The organism is Pseudomonas sp. CH61 (assembly GCF_059429415.1).
Genome location: NZ_CM182098.1, coordinates 586,391 through 611,892 on the forward strand (window position 1 = coordinate 586,391; position 25,502 = coordinate 611,892).

Here is a 25,502-nt window from a genome sequence, read left to right on the forward strand (position 1 = left end):
CTGTACGCAGCGGCGGCCGTGCTGCTTGACCACCCCGTCTTCGCTGGGCATGCTTGGCGCCGTTTAGGGTGCGGCCAAGGTTTGAAACGCCGTGTTTGCTGTTGATTGGCGTTGAACGTGCCCCTGTGGATATCGCTTGAAAGCGGCATCTTGAGTTGCTTTGGCCAGACCGGAATGCACCGGGTCTGCCATCAAAAACAGGATCATTTGAAAAATGGCCACATACGACATCCTGATTGCCGATGATCACCCCCTGTTTCGTAGCGCCCTGCATCAAGCGGTGACCCTGGGCCTTGGCCCGGATGTAAGGTTGGTGGAAGTGGCGAGCATCGCCGAGCTGGAAACCCGCCTGACCGAAAAGGCTGACTGGGATCTGGTCCTGCTGGACCTGAACATGCCCGGCGCTTTCGGGTTTTCCGGATTGGTCATGCTACGCGGCCAGTACCCGCAGATTCCGGTGGTGATGGTTTCGGCGCAGGAAGAAGCGTCGGTGATGGTCAAATCCCGTGAGTTTGGCGCCAGTGGCTTTATTCCCAAGTCCAGCGATCTCAGCGTGATTCAGCAAGCTGTACGCAAAGTGCTCGATGGCGATGTCTTCTGGCCGCCGCAAGCGTTCGAAGCCGTCGCCGTTTCCGACGAAGCCAAGGCCGCCAGCGATGGTCTGGCCAGCCTGACGCCGCAGCAGTTCCGCGTGTTGACCATGGTCTGCGAAGGCCTGCTGAACAAGCAGATTGCTTATGAGTTGAGTGTGTCGGAAGCGACCATCAAGGCCCACGTTACGGCGATCTTTCGCAAGCTGAATGTGCGCACTCGCACGCAAGCGGCTTTACTGCTGCAACAACTTGAGTCAATTCCGAGCCAATAATGGCTGGCGTCTTCACGCTTTTTTGACTTTTGTTGATCTAGCTTTCCCACTCCTTTTTGGTTGGTTTCTACTTTATGTCACCTTTCAAGGGCCAGACCGGCCTGAAACGTATCCTCAACGCCTCCGGTTATTCGCTGGACGGCCTGCGCGCAGCCTTCACCGGCGAAGCAGCCTTCCGCCAATTGGTACTGCTCAATGTGGTGCTGATTCCGTTGACGTTCTTCCTCAATGTCAGCCGCGTTGAACAAGCGCTGTTGATCGCGGTGTGCCTGTTGGCGCTGATCGTCGAGTTGCTGAACTCGGCGGTGGAAGCAGCCATCGACCGCATCTCGCTGGAACTGCACCCGCTGTCGAAGAACGCCAAGGACATGGGCAGCGCCGCGCAATTCGTGGCACTGAGCATGATCGCGCTGGTGTGGGCAGTGATTCTGCTTTAAGCGATTGTCGGCAAAACGATCTCGTCGCTGCGCTGCACCCCGGCGGTGAAAGCGCGGCACAGATCGAGAAACTCGCGCATGGCGGAAGTCTGATATTTCTGTTTGTGCCAGATGAAGTAGAACTGCCGGGCCAGATCCAGATCCGGCGTTTCCACCGGCACCAGACTGCCGCGGCGGAACGCATCGCGCAGCGCCAGCCGCGAGATGCAGCCAATCCCCAGCCCCGATTCCACCGCGCGTTTGATCGCTTCGGTGTGCTCCAGCTCCAGACGGATATTCAGCGAACTGCGATGGTGACGCATGGCCTGATCGAAGGTCAGACGCGTGCCGGAACCTTGTTCACGCAGAATCCACGCTTCGTGAGTCAGCTCTTCCATGCTCGCGCTGCCGCGTTGGGCCAATGGATGCTGTGGCGCGCAGAACACCACCAACTCATCTTCGACCCAGCTCTGCACTTCGATGTCCGGGTGGCTGCAATCGCCTTCGATTAGACCCAGATCAATTTCGTAATGGGCGACTTGTTGCACGATATTGGCAGTGTTCTGCACGTGCAGCTTTACCTGACTTTCCGGGTGGCGCTGCATGAAACTGCCGATCAGCAAAGTCGCCAGATAATTGCCGATGGTCAGCGTCGCGCCCACTGACAGCGAGCCGAAACCGGATTTGCCGTTGAGCAGGTCTTCGATTTCCTTGGCCTGATCGAGCAGGGCCACCGCCTGCGGCAACAGCTGTTTGCCGAGGGCGTTGAGGCTCAGCCGTTTGCCGGCGCGATCGAACAGCTGGCAGCTGGATTGGCGCTCGAGCTCGGTGATCGAGGTGCTGGCGGCCGACTGCGAGAGGTTGAGCAGACCCGCAGCACGGGATACGCTTTCCTGCTGGGCGACGGCGACGAAGACTTGCAGTTGACGGAGAGTAAATCGCATATCGATATAACCGATAACCCTTATCTTAATAATCCAGTTAACAGATATTGTCGTCGCTATTAGAATGCGATGCAATTGCGCACCGTCGCCTTCAAAAGCCAGCGCAGACCCAATCTCCAGGAGTCAAACGTACATGAGCAACATGAACCACGAGCGTGTCCTCAGTGTTCATCACTGGAACGACACTCTGTTCAGCTTCAAGTGCACCCGCGATCCGGGCCTGCGCTTCGAGAACGGTCAGTTCGTGATGATCGGCCTGCAACAGCCCAATGGCCGCCCGCTTATGCGCGCTTACTCGATCGCCAGCCCGAACTGGGAAGAGCATCTGGAGTTCTTCAGCATCAAGGTGCAGGACGGCCCGCTGACTTCGCAACTGCAGCATTTGAAGGAAGGCGACGAGATCATCATCTCGAAGAAGCCTACCGGCACCCTGGTACTCGACGACCTGAACCCGGGCAAGCACTTGTACCTGCTGAGCACCGGCACTGGCCTGGCGCCGTTCATGAGCGTGATTCAGGACCCGGAAACCTACGAGCGCTTTGAAAAAGTGATCCTGGTTCACGGTGTGCGCTACGTCAACGAAGTCGCCTACCGCGAATTCATCACCGAGCACCTGCCGCAGAACGAGTTCTTCGGCGAAGCGCTGCGTGACAAGCTGATCTACTACCCGACCGTGACTCGCGAGCCTTTCGAGAATCAGGGCCGTCTGACCGATCTGATGCGCAGCGGCAAGCTGTTCAGCGACATCGGCCTGCCACCGATCAATCCGCAGGACGACCGCGCGATGATCTGCGGCAGCCCGAGCATGCTCGACGAGACCAGCGAAGTGCTCGACAGCTTCGGCCTGAAGATCTCGGCGCGGATGCGCGAGCCGGGTGACTACCTGATCGAGCGTGCGTTCGTCGAGAAGTAAGCCCCAAAACTGTAGGAGTGAGCCTGCTCGCGATAGCGATGGATCAGTCAAGATGGATGTCGACTGACACAGCCCTATCGCGAGCAGGCTCCCTCCTACAGAAAAGCAAAAAGCCCGCGTTGCCTGAGAAGGCAGCGCGGGCTTTTTCGTTTTCGGGGGTTACGCCTTGGCAGGAATCACTTCGAGCACACGGATCTGCTCCGGTGTCGGGTAATGCCAGCGCACATCCAGATCCCAGAACTGCGCGCCGTATTCACGTTCCGGCGCCGGGGTTTGATACGCCGGGCGCGGATCCTGCGCCAGACACTGTTCAATAAGCTCAACCAACGGCTCGTCAAGGCGCTGAGCGTGTGTGTGCGCTTGTTTCAGCGCCGAGTCCGTCCACTGCACGTCAATCAGATGCGGCGCAGCGCTGGCGATGCTGTTGGCGGCGTCGGGAATGATGTCGGCGTAAGGCACGTAGGGCTTTATGTCGAGAACCGGCGTGCCGTCGAGCAAGTCGATGCCGGAGATGAACAGGCGATTGGCTTCGACCTTGTCCAGTTTCACCACCGATTGGCCGATGCCGTTAGGACGGTGAGTCGCGCGGGTGGCGAACACGCCCATGGATTTGTTGCCGCCCAAACGGGGCGGACGGACTTTCAGCCTTGGTTTGTCTTCCAGTGCCTGATGGAACAGAAATAGCAGCCAGACATGGCTGACCTGTTCCAGGCCCTGCACGGCGTCACCCTGATCAAACGGCGCCACCAGTTCCAGCACTCCGCGGGCGGCGGGGGCCAATTGCGGTTGGCGCGGGATGGCGAATTTCTCCTTGAAGCAGGAGCGCACGAAGCCGATGGGGGAGACGCTGTAAGTCATGGTTTGCATTCGAAGCGGGGCAGGGGTGGGCATGATACCCCGTCCCGTCTCAAGTCTGGTGGTGGCAGGGCAGACGCCATCGCGAGCAGGCTCACTCCTACAGGGTTGTGGATGTACACAAAATCTCTGTTCGCTGAAAATCCCTGTAGGAGTGAGCCTGCTCGCGATAGCTTCACCGCCGACCTAGAGGCTGAACCCGCCATCCAGCGGAATAATATTTCCGGTCATATAAGCCCCAGCCGTACTCGCCAGACTGATCGCCAACGCCGCCATCTCCTCTTCACGCCCCCAGCGCTTCATCGGAATCAGCGCCGTGTCCTCAGCCAATGCCTGCTGATCGCTGCCAATATGCTGCGTCATCTTGCTCGGAAAGCGCCCCGGCGCGATCACGTTGACATTGATGTGCTGGCTCACCAGCTCCCGCGCAAGAATTCGCGACAATTGATGCAGGGCCGCCTTACTTGGCCCATAGGCATACGCCTGCTCGCCAAACGAAGAAATCCCCGCCACCGAACCGATATTGATAATCCGCGCCGGATTCGCCGCCGAACCACCCTTGCGCAACAGCGGCAGGAACTGCTGGATGCAACTGAACACCGAGGTCACGTTGAGCTGCATGACCTTCTCCCAGCCCTTGACCGGATAGCTCTCCAGTGGCGCGCCCCAGGTGGTGCCGGCGTTGTTCACCAGAATATCCAGATGAGTGATCTGCTCACCCAGGCGCGCGGCCAGTTCCTGCACGCCTTCTTCCGTCGCCAGATTCGCCGCCACGCCGTGGCACTTGCCCAAGGCGCTGAGTTCTTCAGCCGTTTGATGGCAGGCTTCGGCGTCGCGCGAGCAGACGTAAACGCGCGCGCCAGCCTCGACAAAGGCCTTGGCGATCATTTTGCCGATACCACGGGTGCCGCCGGTCACCAGAGCGGTGCGGCCTTGCAGGGAAAAGTACGGGTGCATGGCGAGTCCTGAGGATTAGGGATCAGTACACCCTAGTCGTCAGCCGCGAAAAGCGGAGCCACTATTTTCGGAAGGAATGGGGGGCCATGCGGCCAGCTTCGAGTGGCAAGCTGCAAGCTACAAGTTAACGCGGTGTGGCAACTTGCAGCTTGTAGCTTGTAGCTTGTAGCTTGCAGCTTGTAGCTGCTTTTAAGCTCTCACGCGTAGCGTGAGACCCTTGAGGAAGTTGCGCAGCAACTGGTCGCCACACGGGCGGTAGTTGGTGTGGCCGACCTTGCGGAACAGCGCGCTCAGCTCAGGCTTGGACACCGGGAACTCGGCGGCCTTGAGGATCGCGTGCATGTCGTCTTCTTTCAATTCGAAGGCCACACGCAGTTTTTTCAGGATGATGTTGTTGGTCACCGGCACTTCGATCGGCTGTGGCGGACGGCTTTCGTCCTTGCCACGCTTGAAGATCACCAGACCATCGAGGAAGTGCGCGATGACTTCGTCCGGGCAGCGCACGAAACCTTCTTCGTCTTCTTCTTTCTTGTCGAGCCAGGTCACTACGTCGGCGAGTGCTACTTCCATGCCGCCGAGTTTGATGATTTCGACAACTTTCTTGTCGCTGATGTCGAGCATGTAGCGCACGCTGCGCAATACGTCGTTATGAATCATGTGAGTAATCCTGATAAGCGTTGTGGGCAGCGCGCAGGCGCGCTGCCGGAATGTGTGGCGGCAGTGGAAGTCTTAGAACTTCTCTTTGCCGGACAGGTAGCGCCATTGGCCGACCGGGACCTTGCCGATCGAGACGCCGCCGATGCGGATGCGGCGGATGCCGATGACCTTGAGGCCGACCGCTTCGCAGAACTGGGCGATGATCCCCGGCTGCGGGTTCTTCATGGCGAAGCGCAGACGGTTTTCGTTCTGCCAGCTGGCCTTGACTGGCGGCAGCTCTTTGCCCTTGTGCGTCAGGCCATGCTGCAAGCGATTGAGGCCGTGGGCGACCATGTCACCTTCGACTTCGACCACGTATTCCTGCTCGATCTTCGCGGCGTCGGCGGTGAGCTTGCGCAGGATCTTCCAATCCTGAGTGAACACCAGCAGGCCGCTGGCCTTCGCTTGCAAGTCGGCGCTGGCAGTAAGGCGCAGGAAGTGCCCGCGCAACGGGCGCTTGCTGAAGCGGTGTTCTTCGCTGAGGGTTTCGGCGCTCAGCGATTGCATGGCGGTTTCAACGTCCATGCCGGCAGGGGCGTTGAGCAGGATGGTCACCGGCTCCGGCGCGGTGGCCTTGGCGTCCTTGTCGAGCTCGACCTTCTGGTCGCCGACCTTGAATTGCGGCTCGTCAATCACTTCGCCGTCCACGGTGACCCAGCCGCCCTCAATGAACAGCTCGGCCTCCCGGCGGGAGCAACCGACCAGTTCGATGAGGCGTTTGGAGAGGCGAATCGGGTCAGTCATGACAGGGCCGTAACAAAAAAGGGGTGGGCATTGTACCTGTGTGGCGCCGGTTAAGCCCGGTTCCATTTCGGTAATGCTTTTTGTAGGAGTGAGCCTGCTCGCGATAGCCATCTGACATTCGACATTGATGGTGGCTGATCTGGCGCTATCGCGAGCAGGCTCACTCCTACATGGGGTTGGGTTGTGTCAGCCGTTGCTTGAGCGTTGCTGATTTTGTCGCAGACGCATGTGCAGCAACGGATACGGCTGGCCCATGCCATCGACCTCCGAGCGGCCGATGACCTCGAAACCCTGCTTGAAGTAAAACCCCAAGGCCTGCGGGTTCTGTTCGTTGACGTCGAGTTCATCGGCATTCAAATGCTGCAGGGCGTAGTTCAGCAGTTTCTTGCCCAAGCCCTGACCCCGATAATCCGGATCGATGAACAGCATCTCGATCTTGCCCGCCGCGACCCCGGCAAACCCGGTGATGCGCTGGTCGGCGTCCTTGGTGCAGATCAACATCACCGCATCCAGATAACGCGTGAGCACCAGATTACGCAGCAGCTCGATATAGCTGTCCGGCAGAAAATCATGGGTGGCGCGAACCGAGGCCTCCCAGACCCGGGTCAGTTCCTGATAATCGCTGAGTTTCGGCGTATGGATGACCGAATGGTGACGCATGCCCGTCTGCCTCTTGTCCGTTTCAAGGGAGTCCGTCCCCCGCTAAACGATAGCCGTAAAAAAGCCCCGCATCTTGTAAAAAGAGCGGGGCTTTTTGTATTTATTGCGGTGTCTGGCTGGATACTTCTGTCGCCAGCAAGATCTCTCCCCCTCACCCCAACCCTCTCCCCCAAGGGGGCGAGGGGGAAGGGAGCAGATCTTCGTGCTGTTCAAAACCTGAGCACGACGCGAACTTTCAGGTCGGTGCAGCACGCAAGAACAAGTCGATCAGTCCCCGCTCCCTCTGGGAAGGGGCGAGGGGGAAGGGAGCTGATCTTCATGCTGTTCAAACCTGAGTTCGACCGGATAGCTCAGGTCGATGTACCTCGAAAGAACAACACGGTCAGCTCCCTCTCCCTCCGGGAGAGGGCTGGGGTGAGGGGCTTTTGATCTTCAGATCAGATCAGATCTGCTCAGCCCACAGATCGTATTCGTCAGCGTCAGTAACCTTGCACCAGACCTTGTCGCCAGGCTTGAGATTGCTGCCGTTATCAATAAACACATTGCCATCGATTTCCGGGGCATCGAAGAAGCAGCGGCCAACCGCGCCTTGCTCGTCGACTTCATCGACCAGCACTTCAATCTCACGGCCGATGCGCATTTGCAGGCGTGCCGAGCTGATCGCCTGCTGGTGCGCCATGAAGCGATCCCAACGATCCTGCTTGACGTCGTCCGGTACGATCTCCAGATCCAGATCATTCGCTGGCGCGCCATCCACCGGCGAGTACTGGAAGCAGCCGACGCGGTCGAGCTGGGCTTCGGTCAGCCAGTTCAGCAGGTACTGGAAATCTTCTTCGGTTTCGCCCGGGAAGCCGACGATGAAGGTCGAACGGATGATCAGGTCCGGGCAGATTTCGCGCCAGTTCTTGATCCGCGCCAGGGTCTTGTCTTCAAACGCCGGGCGCTTCATCGACTTCAACACTTTCGGGCTGGCGTGCTGGAACGGGATGTCGAGGTACGGCAGGATCTTGCCGGCGGCCATCAACGGGATCAGCTCGTCAACGTGCGGGTACGGGTAAACGTAGTGCAGACGCACCCAGACGCCGAGGGTGCTCAGCGCTTCACAGAGTTCGGTCATGCGGGTTTTCACCGGCGCGCCGTTCCAGAAACCGGTGCGGTATTTCACGTCAACGCCGTAGGCGCTGGTGTCTTGCGAGATCACCAACAGCTCTTTGACGCCGGATTTGACCAGACGCTGAGCTTCGTCGAGCACATCGCCCACCGGACGGCTGACCAGTTTGCCGCGCATCGACGGGATGATGCAGAACGAGCAGCTGTGGTTGCAGCCTTCGGAAATCTTCAGGTAGGCGTAGTGGCGCGGGGTCAGTTTGATGCCTTGCGGCGGCACCAGGTCGATCAGCGGGTTGTGATCCTTACGCGGTGGCACCACGTCGTGCACGGCGTTGACCACTTGCTCGTACTGCTGCGGACCGGTCACGGCCAGCACGCTCGGGTGCACGTTGCGGATGTTGCCTTCTTCCACGCCCATGCAGCCGGTGACGATCACCTTGCCGTTTTCCTTGATCGCTTCGCCGATCACTTCCAAAGATTCAGCTTTGGCCGAATCGATGAAACCGCAGGTGTTGACGACTACAACGTCGGCGTCCTGATAGGTGGACACCACGTCATAGCCTTCCATGCGCAGCTGGGTCAGGATGCGCTCGGAGTCGACCAGTGCTTTCGGGCAACCCAGAGATACAAAGCCAACCTTTGGATTGGCCGGCGCGGGAGTGGTGGACATGTCTAACCTCGGTATTTTGTGACATCGCTTTCTTGGTGCGAAAGCCGACGGATGGGCGCTTAGGGCGCGCCTCTGATCAAAAAGTGCGCAATTCTAGCGGCGGGCAACGCACTTGACCAGCTTTATGCAGGGAAATACGACGAGTGCTGCGCTATGCTTCGCGCCGTTGAGCTTTACCAATTTTTTACAGTCAACAAAACGTCTGTAACAACAGGTAAAACAGCGCATGCTGCACCACAAAGCATAGTGCTTCATTCAAGAAGCCGGTTCTGAGAAGTAGGAGTGTTGGATGGGTCAGGCAAGTAGTCATGCGGCAGGCGCCGAGGGTTCGGCCTCCAAGCCGCTGAGCATGCTGGTCGCGGCGGTCGGGGTGGTTTACGGCGACATCGGCACCAGTCCGTTGTACACCCTCAAAGAAGTGTTTTCCGGCGCTTACGGCGTATCGGTCAATCACGATGGCGTGCTGGGTATTCTGTCGTTGATCTTCTGGTCGCTGATCTGGGTCGTGTCGATCAAATACATGATGTTCGTGCTGCGCGCCGACAACCAGGGCGAGGGCGGCATCATGGCGCTCACTGCACTGGCACGTCGCGCGGCGGGGCATCGCAAGAAGCTGCGGTCGTTGCTGGTGGTGTGCGGACTGATCGGCGCGGCGCTGTTTTATGGCGACAGCATGATCACCCCGGCGATCTCCGTTTTGTCGGCGATTGAAGGTTTGGGCTTGGCGTTTGATGGCATCGACCATTGGGTCGTGCCGTTGTCGCTGGTGGTGTTGGTCGGACTGTTTCTGATCCAGCGTCACGGTACGGCGCGAATCGGCATCCTGTTCGGGCCGATCATGGTCACTTGGTTTCTCGTCCTCGGCGCCCTCGGTGTGTACGGCATCAGCCACACGCCAGAAGTGCTGCATGCGATGAACCCGATCTGGGCGGTGAATTTCTTCGTCGTGCATCCGGGCATGGGCGTGGCGATCCTCGGCGCCGTAGTGCTGGCGCTGACCGGTGCCGAAGCGCTGTACGCCGACATGGGCCATTTTGGTCGTAAGCCGATTGCCCGCGCCTGGTTCATCCTGGTGTTGCCGGCGCTGGTGCTCAATTACTTCGGTCAGGGCGCCTTGCTGCTGGAAAACCCGGAAGCAGCGCGTAACCCGTTCTATCTGCTGGCGCCGAGCTGGGCGCTGATTCCGCTGGTCGGTCTGTCGACGCTGGCCACGGTGATCGCCTCGCAAGCGGTGATTTCCGGTGCATTCTCCCTGACCCGTCAGGCGATTCAGCTCGGATACATCCCGCGCATGTACATCCAGCACACCTCCAGCGACGAGCAGGGCCAGATCTATATTGGTGCGGTGAACTGGGCGCTGATGGTCGGCGTGGTCCTATTGGTGCTCGGTTTCGAATCCTCCGGCGCACTGGCCTCGGCCTATGGCGTGGCGGTGACTGGCACCATGCTGATGACCACCATTCTGGTGTCGGCGGTTATGTTGCTGCTGTGGAAATGGCCACCGATCCTCGCCGTGCCGGTGCTGATCGGCTTCCTGCTGGTGGACGGTCTGTACTTCGCCGCCAACGTGCCGAAGATCGTGCAGGGCGGTGCCTTCCCGGTGATCGCCGGTATCGCGCTGTTCGTGCTGATGACCACCTGGAAGCGCGGCAAGCAATTGCTGGTCGACCGCCTCGACGAAGGCGCGCTGCCGCTGCCGATCTTCATCAGCAGCATCCGCGTGCAGCCGCCGCATCGGGTGCAGGGCACTGCGGTGTTCCTCACCGCACGCTCCGACGCCGTGCCGCATGCGTTGTTGCACAACTTGCTGCACAACCAGGTACTGCATGAGCAGGTGGTGCTGCTGACGGTGGTCTACGAAGACATCCCGCGCGTACCGCCATCGCGGCGTTTCGAAGTCGAAGCACACGGCGAAGGCTTCTTCCGGGTGATCCTGCACTTCGGCTTCACCGACGAGCCGGACGTGCCGCAGGCGCTGAAGCTGTGTCATCTGGATGATCTGGACTTCAGTCCGATGCGCACGACCTACTTCCTCAGCCGTGAAACGGTGATTGCTTCGAAACTTGAAGGCATGGCGCGTTGGCGTGAGGCGCTGTTTGCGTTCATGTTGAAGAATGCCAATGGGAACTTGCGGTTCTTTAATTTGCCGCTGAACCGGGTGATTGAGTTGGGGACGCAGGTGGAGATGTAAGCCTCACTTCAACTGAAAAGCCCCCGGCAGCCTTGTGGCTGGCGGGGGCTTTTTTGTGCATGCACATAAACCTCAAACCCACCACAAATCCCCTGTGGGAGCTAGCCTGCTAGCGATGGCTGAGTGTCAGACAGCACATCTTTACCAGATCCACCGCAATCGCTAGCAGGCTAGCTCCCACAGGGTTAAGTGGTGCGTTCAGGCAGATCGATTTCAGATTCGCTCTTCGTCCGCGCAGGTCGTGGCATCAACGCCTGAATCACATCATCAATCAAAGCTTTGCCCATCACCGTCAGGTAATGCGCAGCCCAGGCATGGCGGTCGGTGTCTTTGATGAATGCCGCGTCTTCGGCGAACGACTTGGCGAGGGACAGCAGGTCGGAGGATTGGGACAAGGCATCGATGATCGGGATGCCGGCGCGGACGTTGAAGAACGCTTGATCCGAGTTGTAGAGGAAAGGGGTGAAGCCGATGGTTTTAAGATCAGATGGATTGTTCATTGTCAGTTCCCTTGATTTTGAGAGCTGCCGCATCCGATACCAAGCGAATGGGTGGCAGCTGTGCGCAGGTTGGTAAACCGGGGAACCAAGGAAACCGGCACGCTCGAAAGCGTCCCACACACAGCTGCCATAACACAGGGGCTCGGACGGGATTTCGCCTGAGTCGTGTCGGGTGCGCTGTTGCGCCTTATTCCACCGGGTTACCAAGCCCGATCGCTGAATGAGTCAGCGACGTCCGGAGAGTATCCCGTCGAAAAACAGCGCAATAGAGCGGCAAGGCTCCGCAACACGCGATTCGGAGTTTGCCTACAAGGTCTGTCGGCGTCATCCGATATTGCGAGACTGGAAGTAAACGAAACTACACGCCACTGGTGATTTTCGGGGTTGACGATTCAATGTTGCCGACGATGCAGGTGTCCACATTTTATGGAATGTGGACATCTGCCGTTTTTGGCTTCATCGAGAGTCAAGATATTTACGAGTGCATGTATAAAGTTTCTGAATCCAGCGCAATTCCCTTGTAGGAGTGAGCCTGCTCGCGATAGCGGGGTGTCAGTTGGCAACTAAGTGGCTGACACTCCGCTATCGCGAGCAGGCTCACTCCTACAGGGGAACGGGTTCATCGTCCGAGATGTAAAAAGCCCCCGCAACTGCGAAGTTGCGGGGGCTTTTTGTGGGCGTGGCTCAGATCACTCTTCGGCGACCGAGTCCTTGCTCTGGCGCTTCTCGATCAAATCCACCAAACGCTTGGCCAGCGCCGGGTAGTTCTCGTCGAAGTGGTGGCCGCCAGGCAGTTTCACCGCTTCACCGACTGCGGTTTTGTCCGTGCAGCCACTCTCATCCGTCTCTTCTTCACCATAGATGCACACAACCTTGGCCGGTGGCAGTTTGGCCATTTCCGGGCCGGTGGCGGCTTCTTTGCCGGCGTTGCCGAGCCAGCCTTCGACTTCGATTTCGAAGCTGCCAGTGCGGGCGAAGGCCAGCAGGATGATCGCGTCTACACGCTGCTGCTCGGTGTCCGGCAGGCGGTTGTAGATCGCTGGCAGCACGTCAGCACCGAACGAGTAACCGGTGAGGATGAAGCGTTTGGTGCCCCATTTCTGCCGGTAGTGCTGCATCAGTTCGGTCAGGTCCAGTGCGCTTTGTTCCGGACTCTTGTGCTGCCAGTAGTAGCGCAGGGTGTCGATGCCGACCACCGGGTAACCGATCTTGGCCATTTCACCGGCCACGTCGCGGTCGAGGTCGCGCCAGCCGCCGTCACCGGAGAGGAACAGGGTCACGGTGTCTTTGGCTTGGCCGGCCGGCACTTCAACCACCGGGATCGCCAGACCGCCGTTGGCCTTGTCGCCGCCGACGAGGATTTTGCGCAGTTCGTTGTTCAGCACTTGCGGCAGGTTGATGTCGTAGTCGCTGATGCTGGTTTCGGCGTTCGGTTGATCGCGCACGAAACCGGCGCTGGCGTCGTCCGGGTTGTCGTTCCACGCTGCCAGCCAATGGCCGTGGGCGGCGGATTTCGGCAGCAGGTGCGTGCAGCCACCTTTTTCCAGAGCCAGATCGACGGAAATGGCTTGGGCCTTGTCGTCTTTCTGTTCCGACAACCAGCGCCAGGCCAGCACAGCGCCCGGGCCGATGCCGCTGACCAAAGTGGCCGGGCCATTCAGTTCACGCAGACCCGATTGCAGGGCGCGGCTTTGCAGCAGGCAGTCCTTGGGCAGAATCACCTGAACGATTTGCGCCGAGGCGCTGCGGCTCAGGGTGGTCAGTTGTTTTTCAGAGAGTTTCTGGTCGTCGTTGACTGCTACCAGCACCTGCGCCTTGGGCTTGGTACCCGGGATGACTCGGGTCATGGCGGCGCCATCGGCCGGGGTCAGCTGTTCTACGGTCGGTTCCGGTGCCGGACGTTTGAGGTACCAGAAACCGCCGCCGGCAATCACGGCCAGCACGATCAGTGCGGCCAGGATGTACTTCAGGGAGCGTTGAATCATCAGCGTTTCACCAATCCAGTCAAGCCGCCCGCGATCAGGGCAGCAGTGTCGGCCAGCGCCACCAGCGGATCGAGTCCGGCGGGCACGGCCATATAACGGGGTTCCCAGTCAGGCTGGAACTTGTCTTTGAAGCGGCGCAAGCCTTGGAAGTTGTACAGCTGCTCACCACGGCGGAAAACCATCGAGCCCAGACGCTGGGTGAGCGGTGCACCACGCCGGGGTTGCAACCCCGACAACGGCACCATGCCCAGGCTGAAGCGCGCGTATCCGTGACTCTTATAGTGTTGAATCAGGCCGACCATCATGAATTCCATGGTCAGCTTCGGCGCATCCGGGTGCGCGCGCATCAGGTCGAGACTGGCCAGGTCATGGCTATAAGTTTCGAGCAGGTTGGCGAACGCCACCGGGCGACCTTCGAAGCGAATCACCGCGATGCGGAAATGCTTCAGGTAATCGTCGCTGAAACGGCCGAGGGAGAAGCCTTTCTCACGCACGTTCTTGCCAGTCAGCCACGCGTCGGAAATCACTTTCAGCTCGTCCATCGGCGCCTGACCGGGCTCATGGATCTCCAGCGACAAGCCATCGCGGGTGCCACGGTTCCAGGTGTAACGCAGGTCCTTCATCTCTTTGCCCTTGGCTTCCAGGTCAAAGCGCAGCAGATCGACCCGGGCTTCTTCGCCGAGTTTGATCGCGGTCAGGCCGATGTCCATGTAGTACGGCAGGTTCTCCGCGCGCACTTGGTAGAACACCGGGCGAGCGTGGTGAATGTCACAGAGGTCGCGGAACTGCCAGATCATCTCGGCGCGTTGCTGGCCGGGGCCGATCGGGTCGTACAGCGCCACCAGGCTGCGGCCACGGCGCGCGTACATCAGGAACGCTTCGTCGTTCTGGTGAAACAGCAACGCCTTGTCACCGGTCAGCGCCAGGCCACCGTCGGGTTGCGACGACGCCATCAGGATCTTTGCTGCGCGATCGAGTTCGTCAGGCGTTGGCAGGTGAATGACCGGGCGTGCGGTGCGCAGCAGCCAGGTCAGCGCGATCACCAGCAACAGCACAGCAGCGCCGAGCAGCGAACGCAGGCCACGCGGTGCGTCAGCATCAAGGGTGAACTGCCACCACAGTTGGTGGCTGTAGGGCACGTCTTGATAGGCGAACAGTAGCAGCCACGTCGATGCACCGAGGACGCACAGGCTGGCCACCAGATACAGCGGCGAGAACGGCAGTTCGGTCAGACGACTCGGGCGATAGAACGAGCGACGGAACACCCCGAGCAGCGCAGCCGTCAGGGTCATCAGCGTCGCTTCTTCCCAGTCGAAGCCCTTAAGCAGCGAGAGCAGGGCGCCGACCAGCAGCAGAATGGTGGTGAGCATCCACGCGGCGGACAGGCGACGACGCAGGCCCTGGGCGAGCATCAGGCACAGTACGCCGATCAGGCTGGCGCCGAAGTGCGAAGCGTCGACCAGACGATGCGGGATCAGAAAGCCGATGTGCTCCAGACGTGTGTCGATCTCGGGAGTGGCGCCGGAAAACAGCAGCACCACACCGGACAGGAACACCAGCACCGCCAGAATCGGCGCGGCCAGACCAGACGCTGCACGCATGGTCTGAGTCTGAAACAGGCGCTGACCTTCGTTGATCAGCAGGAATACGCAGGCGACCAGCAGCGGCAGCACCACGTAGATCAGGCGATACAGCAGCAGCGCAGCGGCCAGAGGCGCGGCGCCGAGTTTGTCAGCGAAAGCGGCCAGCAGAATCGCTTCGAACACACCGACGCCGCCGGGTACGTGGCTGAGTACGCCGGCAGCCAATGCCAGCAGGTACACCAACAGGAACGCACCAAACGGTGGCGCTTCCGGCAGCAATAGATAGAGAACGGTGGCAGCCGCCGCAACGTCGAGGGCGGTAATGATCAGTTGCAGGAACGTCAGGCGTCGACCCGGCAAGCGCAGCGTGCGACGGCCAACCCTGACCAGCAGGTTGTCGCGCAACGGTTGTTCCGGCAGGCGCCGACGGTAGATGCCGATAGCCAGTACTGCTCCAAGCGCCAGCACAACAGCGGCGACTGTGCCGAGCAAGCCTTCGGACAAACCCAGTGCCTGGGATGCCGCAGGCAGGTCGCTCAGCGTTGCCAGTGCAGCCAGCGGCGGCAGGGCGCAACCCAGCGACAGGCTGGCGAACAAGGTCATGTGCGCGACTTCCGACGCCCCCAGACCCAAGCGCGCATATAAACGGTAGCGCACCGAGCCGCCGGACAGCAGCGACAGGCCGATCGCATTGCCAATCGCAAACGCCGTGAAACCGCCCAGCGCCAATGTGCGCGGCGGCAAGGTCACGCCGGCATAGCGACTGGCCGACCATTCGTAGCCAAGCAGAATAATGAAGCCGACCACGGTCGCACCGAAGGCGCCGAGCAGTGCAGGTTTCGGCACGTCGAGAATCGAGTCGTGCAGTGCATCGAGATCGAGTTCGGCGAGCAGATGGCGACAGGCAATCAGCGCAATCGCGAACAGCAGCAAAGTCACCGCCAGACCAATCGGTTGCCGGTATTTGCTCAACCGATCCAGCAAGCGCAAACGCTCGGGTTTGATCGGATGTTCCGCTGTGACGGTGTCTTGTGGATCAGACGAGTTGGCGCGCATCAATCACCTCTTGGATTGTGCGCGACAGGATGGAGGTATCCAGCCAAGTTACCAATCCCTGTAGAAAAAAATAATCACAAAATACTACGCCTCTCACCGGGTATCGGCGAGGGCAGTTCCTGGATTGCAGGCGCCTTGCCTGCGACTCAAGCATAGTCGCAAGCGAGTACTTCTGAAGATCCCAAGCGGTTCACTGCACAGTGACAGATCATTGTTGCGAAAGGACTTTTTCAACAGATACAAAAAAGGCCACTCTTTCGAGTAGCCTTTTTTGATGTTTGGTTGCGGGAGCCGGATTTGAACCGACGACCTTCGGGTTATGAGCCCGACGAGCTACCAGACTGCTCCATCCCGCGTCTGTGTGGCGGCATTCTACAGACGAACGACGGGGTGTCAACCGCTAATCCCGCAAAGGGTCAAATAATTGTGAAATAGCGTCAAACGGTCGCAGGGGGTGCGTTAAGTTTCGGAAATGCAAAGAATTCCTGTTTGGCGATCGCTTCTTTATAAGAAGAGGAAATCGACAAAACAGACGCGCACAAAAAAGGCCACTCTTTCGAGTAGCCTTTTTTGATGTTTGGTTGCGGGAGCCGGATTTGAACCGACGACCTTCGGGTTATGAGCCCGACGAGCTACCAGACTGCTCCATCCCGCGTCTGTGTGTCGGCATTCTACAGAGGAACGCCGGGGTGTCAACCCGCAATCTGGATAAAATCTGTTGAGGTTCAATCGGTTAGCGTCTTTTCTCGGGTGTTTTTTACGCTGCAGGGCAGGTGGAGCAAGGCTTCCAGCTCTATTGGAGGCCTCTCGTCGATTGATAAAATAAATTCAACGGACATTTCCTACCGCCTGGAAAGAACATTCATACCACTGGTGCTATATACAGGTGTCAGTGAGATACTGCCGGTCCGGCTTGCCACATTCCCTTTTCTGACATGACTCAGCGAAAAATCATCCACATTGACTGCGATTGCTTTTACGCCGCCATAGAGATGCGCGATGACCCGCGCCTCGCCGGCAAGCCGTTGGCGGTGGGCGGTTCGGCGGAGCGGCGCGGGGTGATCGCCACCTGCAACTATGAAGCGCGCGCTTATGGCGTGCGTTCGGCGATGGCTTCGGGGCACGCCTTGAAATTGTGTCCGGACCTGACCATCGTCAAGCCACGTATGGACGCCTATCGCGAAGCCTCGAAAGAAATACACACGATCTTCAGCGATTACACCGACCTGATCGAGCCGCTATCGCTGGATGAGGCCTACCTCGACGTATCCGACAGCGCGCATTTTGGCGGCAGTGCCACGCGCATCGCTCAGGACATTCGTCGGCGGGTCTCCAATCAATTGCACATCACCGTGTCTGCGGGTGTGGCGCCGAACAAGTTTCTGGCCAAAATCGCCAGCGACTGGAAAAAGCCCAACGGATTGTTTGTGATTACGCCGGACCAGGTCGAAGACTTTGTCAGTGGTTTGCCAGTGAGCAAATTGCACGGTGTCGGCAAGGTCACGGCCGATAAGCTGGGCAAGCTCGGCATCGTTGATTGCTCACAATTGCGCGAGTGGGACAAATTGGCCCTGGTGCGTGAATTCGGCAGCTTTGGCGAGCGACTGTGGAGCCTCGCCCGTGGGATCGATGACCGGTTGGTGCACAACGACAGTCGGCGTCAGTCAATCAGTGTGGAAAATACTTACGACGTCGATCTGCCGGACCTGCGCAGCTGCCTCGACAAACTGCCAGAGCTGCTGGAAACCCTGAAAACCCGAATGGCGCGGATCGACAGCAGTTATCGGCCGGGCAAGCCGTTCGTCAAAGTGAAGTTTCATGACTTTACCCAGACGACGCTGGAGCAGGCCGGGGCAGGGCGGGATCTTGGCAGTTATCAGTTGATGCTGACGCAGGCGTTCAATCGCGGCGGGAAACCGGTGCGGTTGTTGGGGGTTGGGGTAAGGCTTGAGGATTTGCGCGGCGGGTTTGAGCAGATGGAGTTGTTTGAGCGGTAGATTTGCGGTGTCTGTCAGGGCCTCTTCGCGAGCAGGCTCGCTCCCACATTTGGAATGTATTCCGCCCTGTGGGAGCGAGCCTGCTCGCGAAGCTTTTAGCTTTTAATTCGGTCCCGGATCAGCCACCAAGCGACCCGCATCCTTGGTCAACGACTTGAGAAACTCAGTCTGCAACTCAGGATCGTTGCGCGTCAGTTCGATCAGGCTTTGTTCCAGTTCGCTGGCTTCTTCTTCCAGACCCAGCTCCGACAGACGTTTGACCCGATGCACCCACTGGCTCACTTCGTCGTCTTCCAGATCGTCGTAGATCAGCCCGTGCGCTTCCAGCAACTTGCCACGCAGGTGACTGCTGATCATCAGCGAAGAGTCCGAGTGCACGTCATCCTTGGCGTCTTCGACACTGATCTGCAATTTGCCGACATGATTGAGATCATTTTCGGCAAACGGACTGTCGAGCAGGTTCAGACGCAGCACACCGTTACGATCGGTGGTCATGTCAAAGGTCTGCTTGCCAGCCTTGACCTGCACCGGGCGCTCGCTCCATGGCAGGCTCGAATACTCCGTGCGCTTGTCGCGCTGGACTTCATCGATACCGGCGAGGTTCTGTTGCGCGCGACCGTTGGACTGCACGTTCATGAACGGGTTGAGCCCGGCGAAACCGTAGCTCAGCCAGTCCTTGGTGACGCTGTCCGGCAGGTTGCCGAGGGCAAACACGTTGACCACGTTGGCGCCGACGCCACCGACTACGGCCACCGCGCCCAGCGGAATCTCGTAGACCTCCCGCCAAGGCTGATAGGGCGTGTAGCGATCGTAGCGACGCGTCACTTCGAACTCGGTGACTTCAAAAGTCTTCTGCTCGTTGATCTTCACGCGTCGCTGCGGCAGCTCTAGCTCCTTAGGCTCACCGACATCAATCTGCAGGCTATGGTCGAGCAACTTTCGCTCGACCCGCTCTTCGTGCTCGCTGCGTTGTGACATGTGATTGGCACAGCCGCTGACCAGCAGGGCACCGCACAGGGCGGTGCCTCCGAGGCCTAAGGTGTTTCGCTTGAACATGACGTCTCTATCTGGTTTCAGCGGCGGATACGGGCCTGCAGGAAGGACAATACGTCGGCCACCGGCAATGCTTGCGCTTCGCCTTCGGTACGGCTCTTGTATTCCAGGTTGCCTTCGGCGAGGCCGCGGTCGCTGACCACGATCCGGTGAGGAATGCCGATCAGCTCCATGTCCGCGAACTTGATGCCCGGGCTGGTTTTCTTGTCGCGATCGTCCAGCAGCACTTCGAAGCCGGCCGCCGTCAGTTCGGCGTACAGCTTGTCGGTGGCTTCGCGCACTTGCTCGGTTTCATAGCGCAGCGGTACCAGAGCGATCTGGAACGGCGCCAGAGTGTCGCTCCAGATGATGCCGTTTTCGTCGTTGTTCTGCTCGATGGCCGCAGCCACCACGCGGGACACGCCGATACCGTAGCAACCCATTTCCAGGGTGACTGGCTTGCCGTTCTCGCCCAGCACTTCGCACTTCATCGCCTTGCTGTACTTGTTGCCCAGCTGGAAGATGTGCCCGACTTCGATGCCGCGTTTGATTTCCAGCGTGCCTTTGCCGTCCGGGCTTGGATCGCCGGCGACCACGTTACGCAGGTCAGCAACGGTCGGAACGGGCAGGTCACGCTCCCAGTTCACGCCGAAGTAGTGCTTGTCGTCGATGTTCGCGCCGATACCGAAGTCGCTCATCAGCTCGACCGAGCGGTCGATGATGATTGGCAGCGGCAGGTTCAGCGGGCCGAGCGAACCGGCGCCGGCGCCAATGGCGTCACGCAGTTCGGCGTCGGTGGCCATGACCAGCGGGTTGGCTACGCCTGGTTGCTGGGCAGCCTTGATTTCGTTGAGTTCGTGGTCGCCACGGATGACCAGTGCGATCAGCTTGCCTTCTTCTTCGGCGCGCACGATCAGGGTCTTGATGGTCTTTTCAATCGGCAGATTGAATTTTTCCACCAGTGCCGCGATGGTTTTTGTGTCTGGGGTGTCGACCAGACGCAATTCTTCGGTCGCAGCGGCACGCGAAGTTTCGCGTGGCACGGCTTCGGCTTTTTCGATGTTCGCTGCGTAGTCGGAACCGTTGCTGAAGACGATGTCGTCTTCGCCGGACTCGGCCAGTACGTGGAATTCGTGCGAACCAGCGCCACCGATCGAACCGTTGTCGGCTTCCACCGGACGGAATTTCAGACCCAGGCGCGTGAAGATGTTGCAGTACGCTTCATGCATACGGTCGTAGGTGATCTGCAACGACGCCTGATCAGCGTGGAAGGAGTACGAGTCCTTCATGATGAATTCGCGGCCGCGCATCAAACCGAAGCGTGGGCGGATTTCGTCACGGAACTTGGTCTGGATCTGGTACAGGTTGATTGGCAGCTGTTTGTAGCTGCTCAACTCGTTGCGCATCAGATCGGTGATCACTTCTTCGTGGGTCGGGCCCGCACAGAAGTCGCGACCGTGGCGGTCTTTGATGCGCAGCAGCTCAGGGCCGTATTCTTCCCAGCGCCCCGATTCCTGCCACAGCTCGGCCGGTTGGGTGCTCGGCATCAACACTTCCAGAGAGCCGGCGGCGTTCATCTCTTCGCGAACGATGGCTTCAACCTTGCGCATAACCCGCAAGCCCATCGGCAGCCAGGTGTACAGGCCCGAGGCGAGTTTGCGGATCATGCCGGCGCGCAGCATCAGCTGATGGCTGATCACGACCGCGTCGGAAGGCGTTTCTTTCTGTGTGGCGAGCAAAAATTGACTGGTGCGCATGGTTGGCCGTTGTCGGTTGCTATGACTGGAAATGACTCCGCAGTGTACCGGCGAGTTTTGCCGACGTACAGGCGTGAGGTCAGTGGGGAGGCACGACGGCGGGATTCCTCCCGCCGTTGCCGAAACGTCTTACGATTCTTCTGCGACCGGCGTCGGCACAGGCTCGGGCGTTGGCGTCGGGCCTTCGCGGCGGCTTTCCTGAAACCAGTGCAGGGCGATCAACACTAGCGTCGGCACGCCGAGCAGGGCGGTGATCAGGAAGAAGCTGTGATAACCGAACTTCTCGACCAAGACCCCGGAATAGCCGCCCATCAGGCGCGGTAGCAGCAGCATGATCGAGCTGAGCAAAGCGTATTGGGTGGCGGAGAACTTCAGGTTGGTCAGGCTCGACAGATAGGCAACGAACGCCGATGTCGCCAGGCCCGAACTGAAGTTGTCGAGGGAAATGGTCACCACCAGCATCTGCAGGTTCGGGCCCATGTCAGCGAGCATCACGAACAGCAGGTTGGTGGCTGCGGAAGCGACGCCGCCAATGAACAAAATCGGCAGAATGCCAAAACGCACGATCAGCAGGCCGCCCATACCGGCGCCAACCAGCGTCATGATCAGGCCGAAAATCTTGCTGACGCTGGCAATCTGATCCTTGGTGAAACCCTGGTCGATGTAGAACACGTTGGCCATGACGCCCATTACCGTGTCCGACATCCGATAGGTGGCGATCAGACCCAGTAACAGAAACGCCTGCCAGCGATAACGCAGGATGAAGTCATTGACCGGGGTCAGCACCGGTGCGAGGCCGCGACGGCCCATGGTCGACAGACACAGACCGGTCAGCAGCGTATAGAGAATCGCGCGCAGGAAGGCACGATCTTCGAGCAGCAGGTCGAGCGGGCTCATGCCGCCGAACAGCACGCTGGCGAAATCAGTGTTGTAGAGCTGGGTGAACATCGCCGGCACCGAGACCAGCAAGACAATCAGCACAAACACCGACATCAGTTGATGCATAAAGGTGTAGCGCCCGGCCTGCAACTGTGTACGCAGTGGCACCGGCGGCTCGCGCATGAACAGTGTGGTCAGCAGCGCGGGAATCATCAGAGCGCCGAACAGTGCGTAAGTGCCGGCCCAGGCCGAGTGCTGATAGTTGAAGCCCGTGGAGCCAAAGCCCTCAGCGAAAAACAAGGCACCGGCAGTCGCCAGCAGTGCAGCCACGCGATAACCCGACATGTAACTGGCGGCGAGGGCGGCCTGGCGATTGTCTTCGGCGATTTCCAGGCGATAGGCATCCACCGCGATATCTTGAGTGGCGGAGGCGAAAGCGACGACGACTGCAATGGCGATCAGCCAGGACAGATGTTTCTGCGGATCGCAGAAACCCATGCCGATCAGGCCGAGAATCACCAGGGCTTGCGAGAGCACCAGCCACGAACGGCGACGGCCGAGTTTGCCCAGCAACGGCAGACGCCATTGGTCGAGCAAAGGTGACCAGACCCATTTGAACGCATAGGCCAGGCCGATCAGGCTGGCGTAGCCGATGGTTTCACGGGCGACACCGGCTTCACGCAGCCAGACGGAAAGCGTTGAGAACACCAGCATGTACGGCAGGCCGGCGGCGAAACCGAGCAACAACAGCACGAGCGTCGAAGGACTGGCATAAGCGGCTAGCGCGGCGCGCCAGGTTTTACGGGGCATGGGCTGAAGTCTGCCTCAAGATTGCGGAAACAAAGCGCGCACTCTAACCGCTGTGCTCTACCGGACGCCAGCCATGGCGCTGAATATCCACACGATTGTTCAGGACGGTGATGCCTTCCATGCGCAATCGGGCCCGTTGTTCATCGCCCGATGGGCTGCCCACCGGCAGGCTGATCCGACCGCCGGCGCCCAGCACGCGGTGCCAGGGCAGCCTGGTATCGCCGGGTAACTGACTCAAGGTGCGGCCGACCCAACGGGCGGCGCGCCCCAACCCGGCCAGCTCGGCTAACTGACCATAGCTGACGACTTTGCCTTCGGGCACTTGGGCGAGCGTTGAGTAGAGCGCCGTGCGTCGGATTTGCGCATCGTTTTCAACGCTGTCGAGCGGGTCTTTCACGTACGCGGTTCCTGAGCATGATCAGTTTGATGGCTTGCAGAGTAATCGGTGATCGCGCAGTTGAGAAATGAACTCATCAGAAATAGTCCGGTCAGTCCTTGTCAGGGTCTTATTCCTACGGATAATGCCGACCTTTTTCGCAAACTTGAGCCTTAGATTCGCTTATGTTGTCCAGATCCTTGCTGTGCCTTGCTGTTTTCAGTGCGTCTACGCCCCTGCTTGCCGACACTGTCTGGTTGAAGAACGGTGACAAGTTGAGCGGCACCATCACCGTGTTCGATGGCGGCAAGCTGTTGATCCAGACCAAGTACGCCGGTGCGGTCACCATTGACTGGAAAGAGGTCAAGACTCTGGACAGTGATCAGCACTTGTTGGTCAAGCAGGATGCCTACACCGGTGAAGTGTCCAAGTCGCTGACCGCCGCCGAAGATGGCAAAGTCACCCTGGCCAACGGTGAAGCGCCGAAAACCGTCGAGCTGGCGAGCATTCAGCAGATTCTCAAGCCGAAACCGGTGGTCGAGGATCTGGTGTGGAAGGGCAATGTCGACCTGGCGTTGGACTATCAGCGCGCCGAGAAGGATACCGATGACTACGATGTCGGTTTCAAGACCTCGGCGCGTCATGGTCGCTGGCGCCACACCGCCGAAGGTGAATACAACCGCGAAGTGCAGGACGACGAAACCACCACTGACAACTGGCGCGCCGAATACGCACTCGACCGCTTCCTGACGGATCAATGGTTCTGGCAGGGTCGCTTGAACTACAAGCGTGATCACATCGAAGAGCTGGCGCGCCAGCGCGTGGTCGGTACCGGTCCTGGCTACCAGTTCTGGGATGACGAGTTGGGTGCGTTCTCGCTGGGCTCGCTGCTTAACCGCACCGATTACGAGTATCGCGATGGCAGCAAGGACAACTTCTATTCCGTTGCGATGAAGTGGGACTACAACCGTTACCTGATTGGCAAGAAGGTCGAATTCTTCACCAGCGGTGAAGTAGGCAAGCCGCTGTCGGGTGTTGCCGATTACGCGCTGGATGCCGAGATGGGCTTGCGCTATAAGGTCACCGATTGGGCTTCGCTTAACCTCAAGGCTGAGCGTGACATCATCAGCGGCACCAACGATGCGGACTTGAACAAGACCCGTTACACCGCAGGGTTTGGCGTGGCCTGGTAAGGCACACGCAAAAGATCGCAGCCTTCGGCGGCTCCTACAGAGGATTGATGTACATCCTGTAGGAGCTGCCGAAGGCTGCGATCTTTTTTTGCGAGCTGAAAAACAGACGCCCACAAAAAAGCCCCGCTTTTAAGGGCGGGGCTCTTTTCTAAAGAAGCTACAAGTTAGATAACTTGTACTTCTTCAGCTTGCATGCCTTTCTGACCGCGGGTAGCGATGAAAGAAACCTGTTGGCCTTCTTTCAGGCTTTTGAAGCCGTCGGATTGGATAGCTTTGAAGTGAACGAACAGGTCGTCACCGGATTGTGGAGTGATGAAGCCGAAGCCTTTTTCATCGTTGAACCACTTAACGGTACCGGTTTGGCGATTAGACATGGTGTAACTCCTTGAACAAAGATAACTGCGACTCAGGAAGAACCCTGGCCGAGACTGAGTGCAAAGAGCAGGAAAAATTCTTGTAGATGGTTGGATCGAAATTCAACATATCGTGTAGAGATTCTCAGTGACACAAGCAACACAGTGACGCCACCTTAACCCAGTTTCCGAGAAGTGCCAATGCTTCTTGCGAAGGTTTCTCTGTTTTCGGGATCGGCGGTGTGACGGTTCGTCGTCAAAGCCCGTATTTCATAGGTGTTCGGCGAGAATTGCAGCCCGCACTTTGAACCCGGCGGCGCGCCCGGTAAGATGCGGGACAGAATTTTTCCACCTCGCTATTCAGGACACCCCCGCCATGAGCATCAAATCGGACAAGTGGATTCGCCGCATGGCGCAGGAACACGGCATGATCGAACCGTTCGTCGAGCGCCAGATGCGCGGCAGCGACGACAGCCGAGTGATCTCCTATGGTGTATCGAGCTACGGCTACGACGTGCGCTGCACCAACCACTTCAAGGTGTTCACCAACATCAACTCGTCCATCGTCGATCCGAAAAACTTCGATCCGGGCAGCTTTGTCGACGTCCACAGCGACGTCTGCATCATCCCGCCGAACTCTTTCGCCCTGGCCAGCACCGTCGAATACTTCCGCATTCCACGCAATGTGTTGACCATCTGCCTGGGTAAAAGCACCTACGCGCGTTGCGGCATCATCGTTAACGTCACGCCGCTCGAGCCTGAGTGGGAAGGTCACGTGACGCTGGAGTTCTCCAACACCACCAACCTGCCGGCGAAAATCTACGCCAACGAAGGCGTGGCGCAGATGCTCTTCCTTGAGTCCGACGAGGAATGTGAAGTGTCCTACAAGGATCGCGGTGGCAAGTACCAGGGCCAGCGTGGCGTGACCTTGCCGCGGACCTGATCGGTCCATCCGACAGA

At 59.0% G+C, this 25,502-nt stretch carries 23 protein-coding genes and 2 tRNA genes; 7 read left to right on the plus strand and 18 right to left on the minus strand.

Annotated elements, in window-relative coordinates; genetic code table 11:
- Positions 1-63: 63 nt before the first annotated feature.
- Positions 64-222, minus strand: coding sequence for a hypothetical protein (locus AC5SEM_RS02625; RefSeq protein WP_155740694.1), 159 nt, complete (start codon positions 220-222; stop codon positions 64-66).
- Here AC5SEM_RS02625 and erdR point away from each other — a divergent pair.
- Together erdR and AC5SEM_RS02635 are read left to right on the plus strand one after the other, a co-directional pair.
- Positions 215-865, plus strand: coding sequence for a response regulator transcription factor ErdR (gene erdR / locus AC5SEM_RS02630; protein ID WP_077571373.1), 651 nt, complete (start codon positions 215-217; stop codon positions 863-865). The two genes, AC5SEM_RS02625 and erdR, sit on opposite strands and share 8 nt — an antisense overlap.
- 74 nt (positions 866-939) lie before the next feature.
- Positions 940-1,302 carry a diacylglycerol kinase gene (locus AC5SEM_RS02635; RefSeq protein WP_003222276.1) on the plus strand — a complete coding sequence of 121 codons (363 nt, stop codon included), beginning with the start codon at positions 940-942 and terminating at the stop codon, positions 1,300-1,302.
- Here the strand turns inward: AC5SEM_RS02635 and AC5SEM_RS02640 are convergent.
- Positions 1,299-2,225 carry a LysR family transcriptional regulator gene (locus tag AC5SEM_RS02640; RefSeq protein WP_077571374.1) on the minus strand — a complete coding sequence of 309 codons (927 nt, stop codon included), beginning with the start codon at positions 2,223-2,225 and terminating at the stop codon, positions 1,299-1,301. The genes AC5SEM_RS02635 and AC5SEM_RS02640 overlap by 4 nt on opposite strands.
- 133 nt (positions 2,226-2,358) lie before the next feature.
- On the opposite strand from AC5SEM_RS02640, the gene fpr reads away from it, so the two are divergent.
- Positions 2,359-3,138 carry a ferredoxin-NADP reductase gene (gene fpr / locus AC5SEM_RS02645; RefSeq protein ID WP_007908723.1) on the plus strand — a complete coding sequence of 260 codons (780 nt, stop codon included), beginning with the start codon at positions 2,359-2,361 and terminating at the stop codon, positions 3,136-3,138.
- Between the two features lie 159 nt (positions 3,139-3,297).
- Here the strand turns inward: fpr and tsaA are convergent, their stop codons facing one another.
- The 6 genes from tsaA to rimO form a co-directional block, all read right to left on the minus strand.
- The gene (gene tsaA / locus AC5SEM_RS02650; RefSeq protein WP_495472118.1) at positions 3,298-3,996 is read right to left on the minus strand and encodes a tRNA (N6-threonylcarbamoyladenosine(37)-N6)-methyltransferase TrmO; all 699 of its coding nucleotides are present in this window, start codon (positions 3,994-3,996) and stop codon (positions 3,298-3,300) included.
- Positions 3,997-4,179: 183 nt separating this feature from the next.
- The gene (locus AC5SEM_RS02655) at positions 4,180-4,950 is read right to left on the minus strand and encodes an SDR family oxidoreductase (RefSeq protein ID WP_495472119.1); all 771 of its coding nucleotides are present in this window, start codon (positions 4,948-4,950) and stop codon (positions 4,180-4,182) included.
- A 189-nt stretch (positions 4,951-5,139) separates the two neighbouring features.
- Complete coding sequence (locus tag AC5SEM_RS02660; protein WP_034154940.1) at positions 5,140-5,607, minus strand: YehS family protein; 468 nt, start codon at positions 5,605-5,607, stop codon at positions 5,140-5,142.
- Positions 5,608-5,679: 72 nt separating this feature from the next.
- Positions 5,680-6,390 carry an rRNA pseudouridine synthase gene (locus AC5SEM_RS02665; RefSeq protein WP_042704893.1) on the minus strand — a complete coding sequence of 237 codons (711 nt, stop codon included), beginning with the start codon at positions 6,388-6,390 and terminating at the stop codon, positions 5,680-5,682.
- A gap of 186 nt (positions 6,391-6,576) precedes the next feature.
- Positions 6,577-7,050 (minus strand): GNAT family N-acetyltransferase, encoded by a 474-nt coding sequence (locus tag AC5SEM_RS02670; protein WP_116028784.1) that lies wholly within the window; start codon positions 7,048-7,050, stop codon positions 6,577-6,579.
- A gap of 442 nt (positions 7,051-7,492) precedes the next feature.
- Positions 7,493-8,830 (minus strand): 30S ribosomal protein S12 methylthiotransferase RimO, encoded by a 1,338-nt coding sequence (gene rimO, locus AC5SEM_RS02675; RefSeq protein ID WP_495472120.1) that lies wholly within the window; start codon positions 8,828-8,830, stop codon positions 7,493-7,495.
- A 349-nt stretch (positions 8,831-9,179) separates the two neighbouring features.
- Here rimO and AC5SEM_RS02680 point away from each other — a divergent pair, with 349 nt between their 5' ends.
- Positions 9,180-11,021, plus strand: coding sequence for a potassium transporter Kup (locus tag AC5SEM_RS02680; RefSeq protein WP_495473439.1), 1,842 nt, complete (start codon positions 9,180-9,182; stop codon positions 11,019-11,021).
- 185 nt (positions 11,022-11,206) lie between these two features.
- Here AC5SEM_RS02680 and AC5SEM_RS02685 read toward each other — a convergent pair whose 3' ends face one another.
- The 5 genes from AC5SEM_RS02685 to AC5SEM_RS02705 form a co-directional block, all read right to left on the minus strand.
- The gene (locus tag AC5SEM_RS02685) at positions 11,207-11,521 is read right to left on the minus strand and encodes a DUF3077 domain-containing protein (RefSeq protein WP_495472121.1); all 315 of its coding nucleotides are present in this window, start codon (positions 11,519-11,521) and stop codon (positions 11,207-11,209) included.
- Between the two features lie 689 nt (positions 11,522-12,210).
- Positions 12,211-13,506 carry a virulence factor family protein gene (locus tag AC5SEM_RS02690; RefSeq protein ID WP_116028788.1) on the minus strand — a complete coding sequence of 432 codons (1,296 nt, stop codon included), beginning with the start codon at positions 13,504-13,506 and terminating at the stop codon, positions 12,211-12,213.
- Positions 13,506-16,145, minus strand: coding sequence for a bifunctional lysylphosphatidylglycerol flippase/synthetase MprF (gene mprF / locus AC5SEM_RS02695; RefSeq protein ID WP_077571382.1), 2,640 nt, complete (start codon positions 16,143-16,145; stop codon positions 13,506-13,508). The genes AC5SEM_RS02690 and mprF overlap by 1 nt, the downstream gene beginning before the upstream one ends.
- A 279-nt stretch (positions 16,146-16,424) precedes the next feature.
- Positions 16,425-16,501, minus strand: a tRNA-Met gene (locus AC5SEM_RS02700).
- A 222-nt stretch (positions 16,502-16,723) separates the two neighbouring features.
- Positions 16,724-16,800, minus strand: a tRNA-Met gene (locus AC5SEM_RS02705).
- Positions 16,801-17,080: 280 nt separating this feature from the next.
- On the opposite strand from AC5SEM_RS02705, the gene dinB reads away from it, so the two are divergent.
- Entirely contained in the window at positions 17,081-18,142 is a 1,062-nt protein-coding gene (dinB, locus tag AC5SEM_RS02710) for a DNA polymerase IV (protein WP_495472122.1), read from the plus strand.
- Between the two features lie 102 nt (positions 18,143-18,244).
- Here dinB and AC5SEM_RS02715 read toward each other — a convergent pair whose 3' ends face one another.
- The 4 genes from AC5SEM_RS02715 to AC5SEM_RS02730 all read right to left on the minus strand — a co-directional run bounded on the left by AC5SEM_RS02715 (position 18,245) and on the right by AC5SEM_RS02730 (position 23,017).
- Positions 18,245-19,198 (minus strand): hypothetical protein, encoded by a 954-nt coding sequence (locus AC5SEM_RS02715; protein WP_077571384.1) that lies wholly within the window; start codon positions 19,196-19,198, stop codon positions 18,245-18,247.
- A gap of 17 nt (positions 19,199-19,215) precedes the next feature.
- On the minus strand, positions 19,216-20,931 hold the full coding sequence (locus AC5SEM_RS02720; RefSeq protein ID WP_077571385.1) for a proline--tRNA ligase: 1,716 nt from the start codon (positions 20,929-20,931) through the stop codon (positions 19,216-19,218).
- A 129-nt stretch (positions 20,932-21,060) separates the two neighbouring features.
- The gene (locus AC5SEM_RS02725; protein ID WP_077571386.1) at positions 21,061-22,620 is read right to left on the minus strand and encodes an AmpG family muropeptide MFS transporter; all 1,560 of its coding nucleotides are present in this window, start codon (positions 22,618-22,620) and stop codon (positions 21,061-21,063) included.
- Between the two features lie 43 nt (positions 22,621-22,663).
- The gene (locus AC5SEM_RS02730; protein ID WP_034154953.1) at positions 22,664-23,017 is read right to left on the minus strand and encodes an MGMT family protein; all 354 of its coding nucleotides are present in this window, start codon (positions 23,015-23,017) and stop codon (positions 22,664-22,666) included.
- Positions 23,018-23,181: 164 nt separating this feature from the next.
- On the opposite strand from AC5SEM_RS02730, the gene AC5SEM_RS02735 reads away from it, so the two are divergent.
- Positions 23,182-24,189 carry a DUF481 domain-containing protein gene (locus AC5SEM_RS02735; RefSeq protein WP_495472123.1) on the plus strand — a complete coding sequence of 336 codons (1,008 nt, stop codon included), beginning with the start codon at positions 23,182-23,184 and terminating at the stop codon, positions 24,187-24,189.
- Between the two features lie 164 nt (positions 24,190-24,353).
- On the opposite strand, the gene AC5SEM_RS02740 is transcribed toward AC5SEM_RS02735, so the two are convergent.
- On the minus strand, positions 24,354-24,563 hold the full coding sequence (locus AC5SEM_RS02740; RefSeq protein WP_002554837.1) for a cold-shock protein: 210 nt from the start codon (positions 24,561-24,563) through the stop codon (positions 24,354-24,356).
- 355 nt (positions 24,564-24,918) lie between these two features.
- Here AC5SEM_RS02740 and dcd point away from each other — a divergent pair, with 355 nt between their 5' ends.
- Positions 24,919-25,485: a dCTP deaminase gene (gene dcd / locus AC5SEM_RS02745; protein WP_007918616.1), complete on the plus strand. Its 567-nt coding sequence runs from the start codon at positions 24,919-24,921 to the stop codon at positions 25,483-25,485.
- The last annotated feature ends 17 nt before the right edge of the window (positions 25,486-25,502 follow it).

Coding starts and splice junctions, on each gene's coding strand:
- erdR (WP_077571373.1), top strand. CDS start 215: ATGGCCACATACGACATCCTGATTGCCGATGATCACCCCCTGTTTCGT.
- AC5SEM_RS02635 (WP_003222276.1), top strand. CDS start 940: ATGTCACCTTTCAAGGGCCAGACCGGCCTGAAACGTATCCTCAACGCC.
- AC5SEM_RS02640 (WP_077571374.1), bottom strand. CDS start 2,225: ATGCGATTTACTCTCCGTCAACTGCAAGTCTTCGTCGCCGTCGCCCAG.
- fpr (WP_007908723.1), top strand. CDS start 2,359: ATGAGCAACATGAACCACGAGCGTGTCCTCAGTGTTCATCACTGGAAC.
- tsaA (WP_495472118.1), bottom strand. CDS start 3,996: ATGACTTACAGCGTCTCCCCCATCGGCTTCGTGCGCTCCTGCTTCAAG.
- AC5SEM_RS02655 (WP_495472119.1), bottom strand. CDS start 4,950: ATGCACCCGTACTTTTCCCTGCAAGGCCGCACCGCTCTGGTGACCGGC.
- AC5SEM_RS02660 (WP_034154940.1), bottom strand. CDS start 5,607: ATGATTCATAACGACGTATTGCGCAGCGTGCGCTACATGCTCGACATC.
- AC5SEM_RS02665 (WP_042704893.1), bottom strand. CDS start 6,390: ATGACTGACCCGATTCGCCTCTCCAAACGCCTCATCGAACTGGTCGGT.
- AC5SEM_RS02670 (WP_116028784.1), bottom strand. CDS start 7,050: ATGCGTCACCATTCGGTCATCCATACGCCGAAACTCAGCGATTATCAG.
- rimO (WP_495472120.1), bottom strand. CDS start 8,830: ATGTCCACCACTCCCGCGCCGGCCAATCCAAAGGTTGGCTTTGTATCT.
- AC5SEM_RS02680 (WP_495473439.1), top strand. CDS start 9,180: ATGCTGGTCGCGGCGGTCGGGGTGGTTTACGGCGACATCGGCACCAGT.
- AC5SEM_RS02685 (WP_495472121.1), bottom strand. CDS start 11,521: ATGAACAATCCATCTGATCTTAAAACCATCGGCTTCACCCCTTTCCTC.
- AC5SEM_RS02690 (WP_116028788.1), bottom strand. CDS start 13,506: ATGATTCAACGCTCCCTGAAGTACATCCTGGCCGCACTGATCGTGCTG.
- mprF (WP_077571382.1), bottom strand. CDS start 16,145: ATGCGCGCCAACTCGTCTGATCCACAAGACACCGTCACAGCGGAACAT.
- dinB (WP_495472122.1), top strand. CDS start 17,081: ATGACTCAGCGAAAAATCATCCACATTGACTGCGATTGCTTTTACGCC.
- AC5SEM_RS02715 (WP_077571384.1), bottom strand. CDS start 19,198: ATGTTCAAGCGAAACACCTTAGGCCTCGGAGGCACCGCCCTGTGCGGT.
- AC5SEM_RS02720 (WP_077571385.1), bottom strand. CDS start 20,931: ATGCGCACCAGTCAATTTTTGCTCGCCACACAGAAAGAAACGCCTTCC.
- AC5SEM_RS02725 (WP_077571386.1), bottom strand. CDS start 22,620: ATGCCCCGTAAAACCTGGCGCGCCGCGCTAGCCGCTTATGCCAGTCCT.
- AC5SEM_RS02735 (WP_495472123.1), top strand. CDS start 23,182: ATGTTGTCCAGATCCTTGCTGTGCCTTGCTGTTTTCAGTGCGTCTACG.
- AC5SEM_RS02740 (WP_002554837.1), bottom strand. CDS start 24,563: ATGTCTAATCGCCAAACCGGTACCGTTAAGTGGTTCAACGATGAAAAA.
- dcd (WP_007918616.1), top strand. CDS start 24,919: ATGAGCATCAAATCGGACAAGTGGATTCGCCGCATGGCGCAGGAACAC.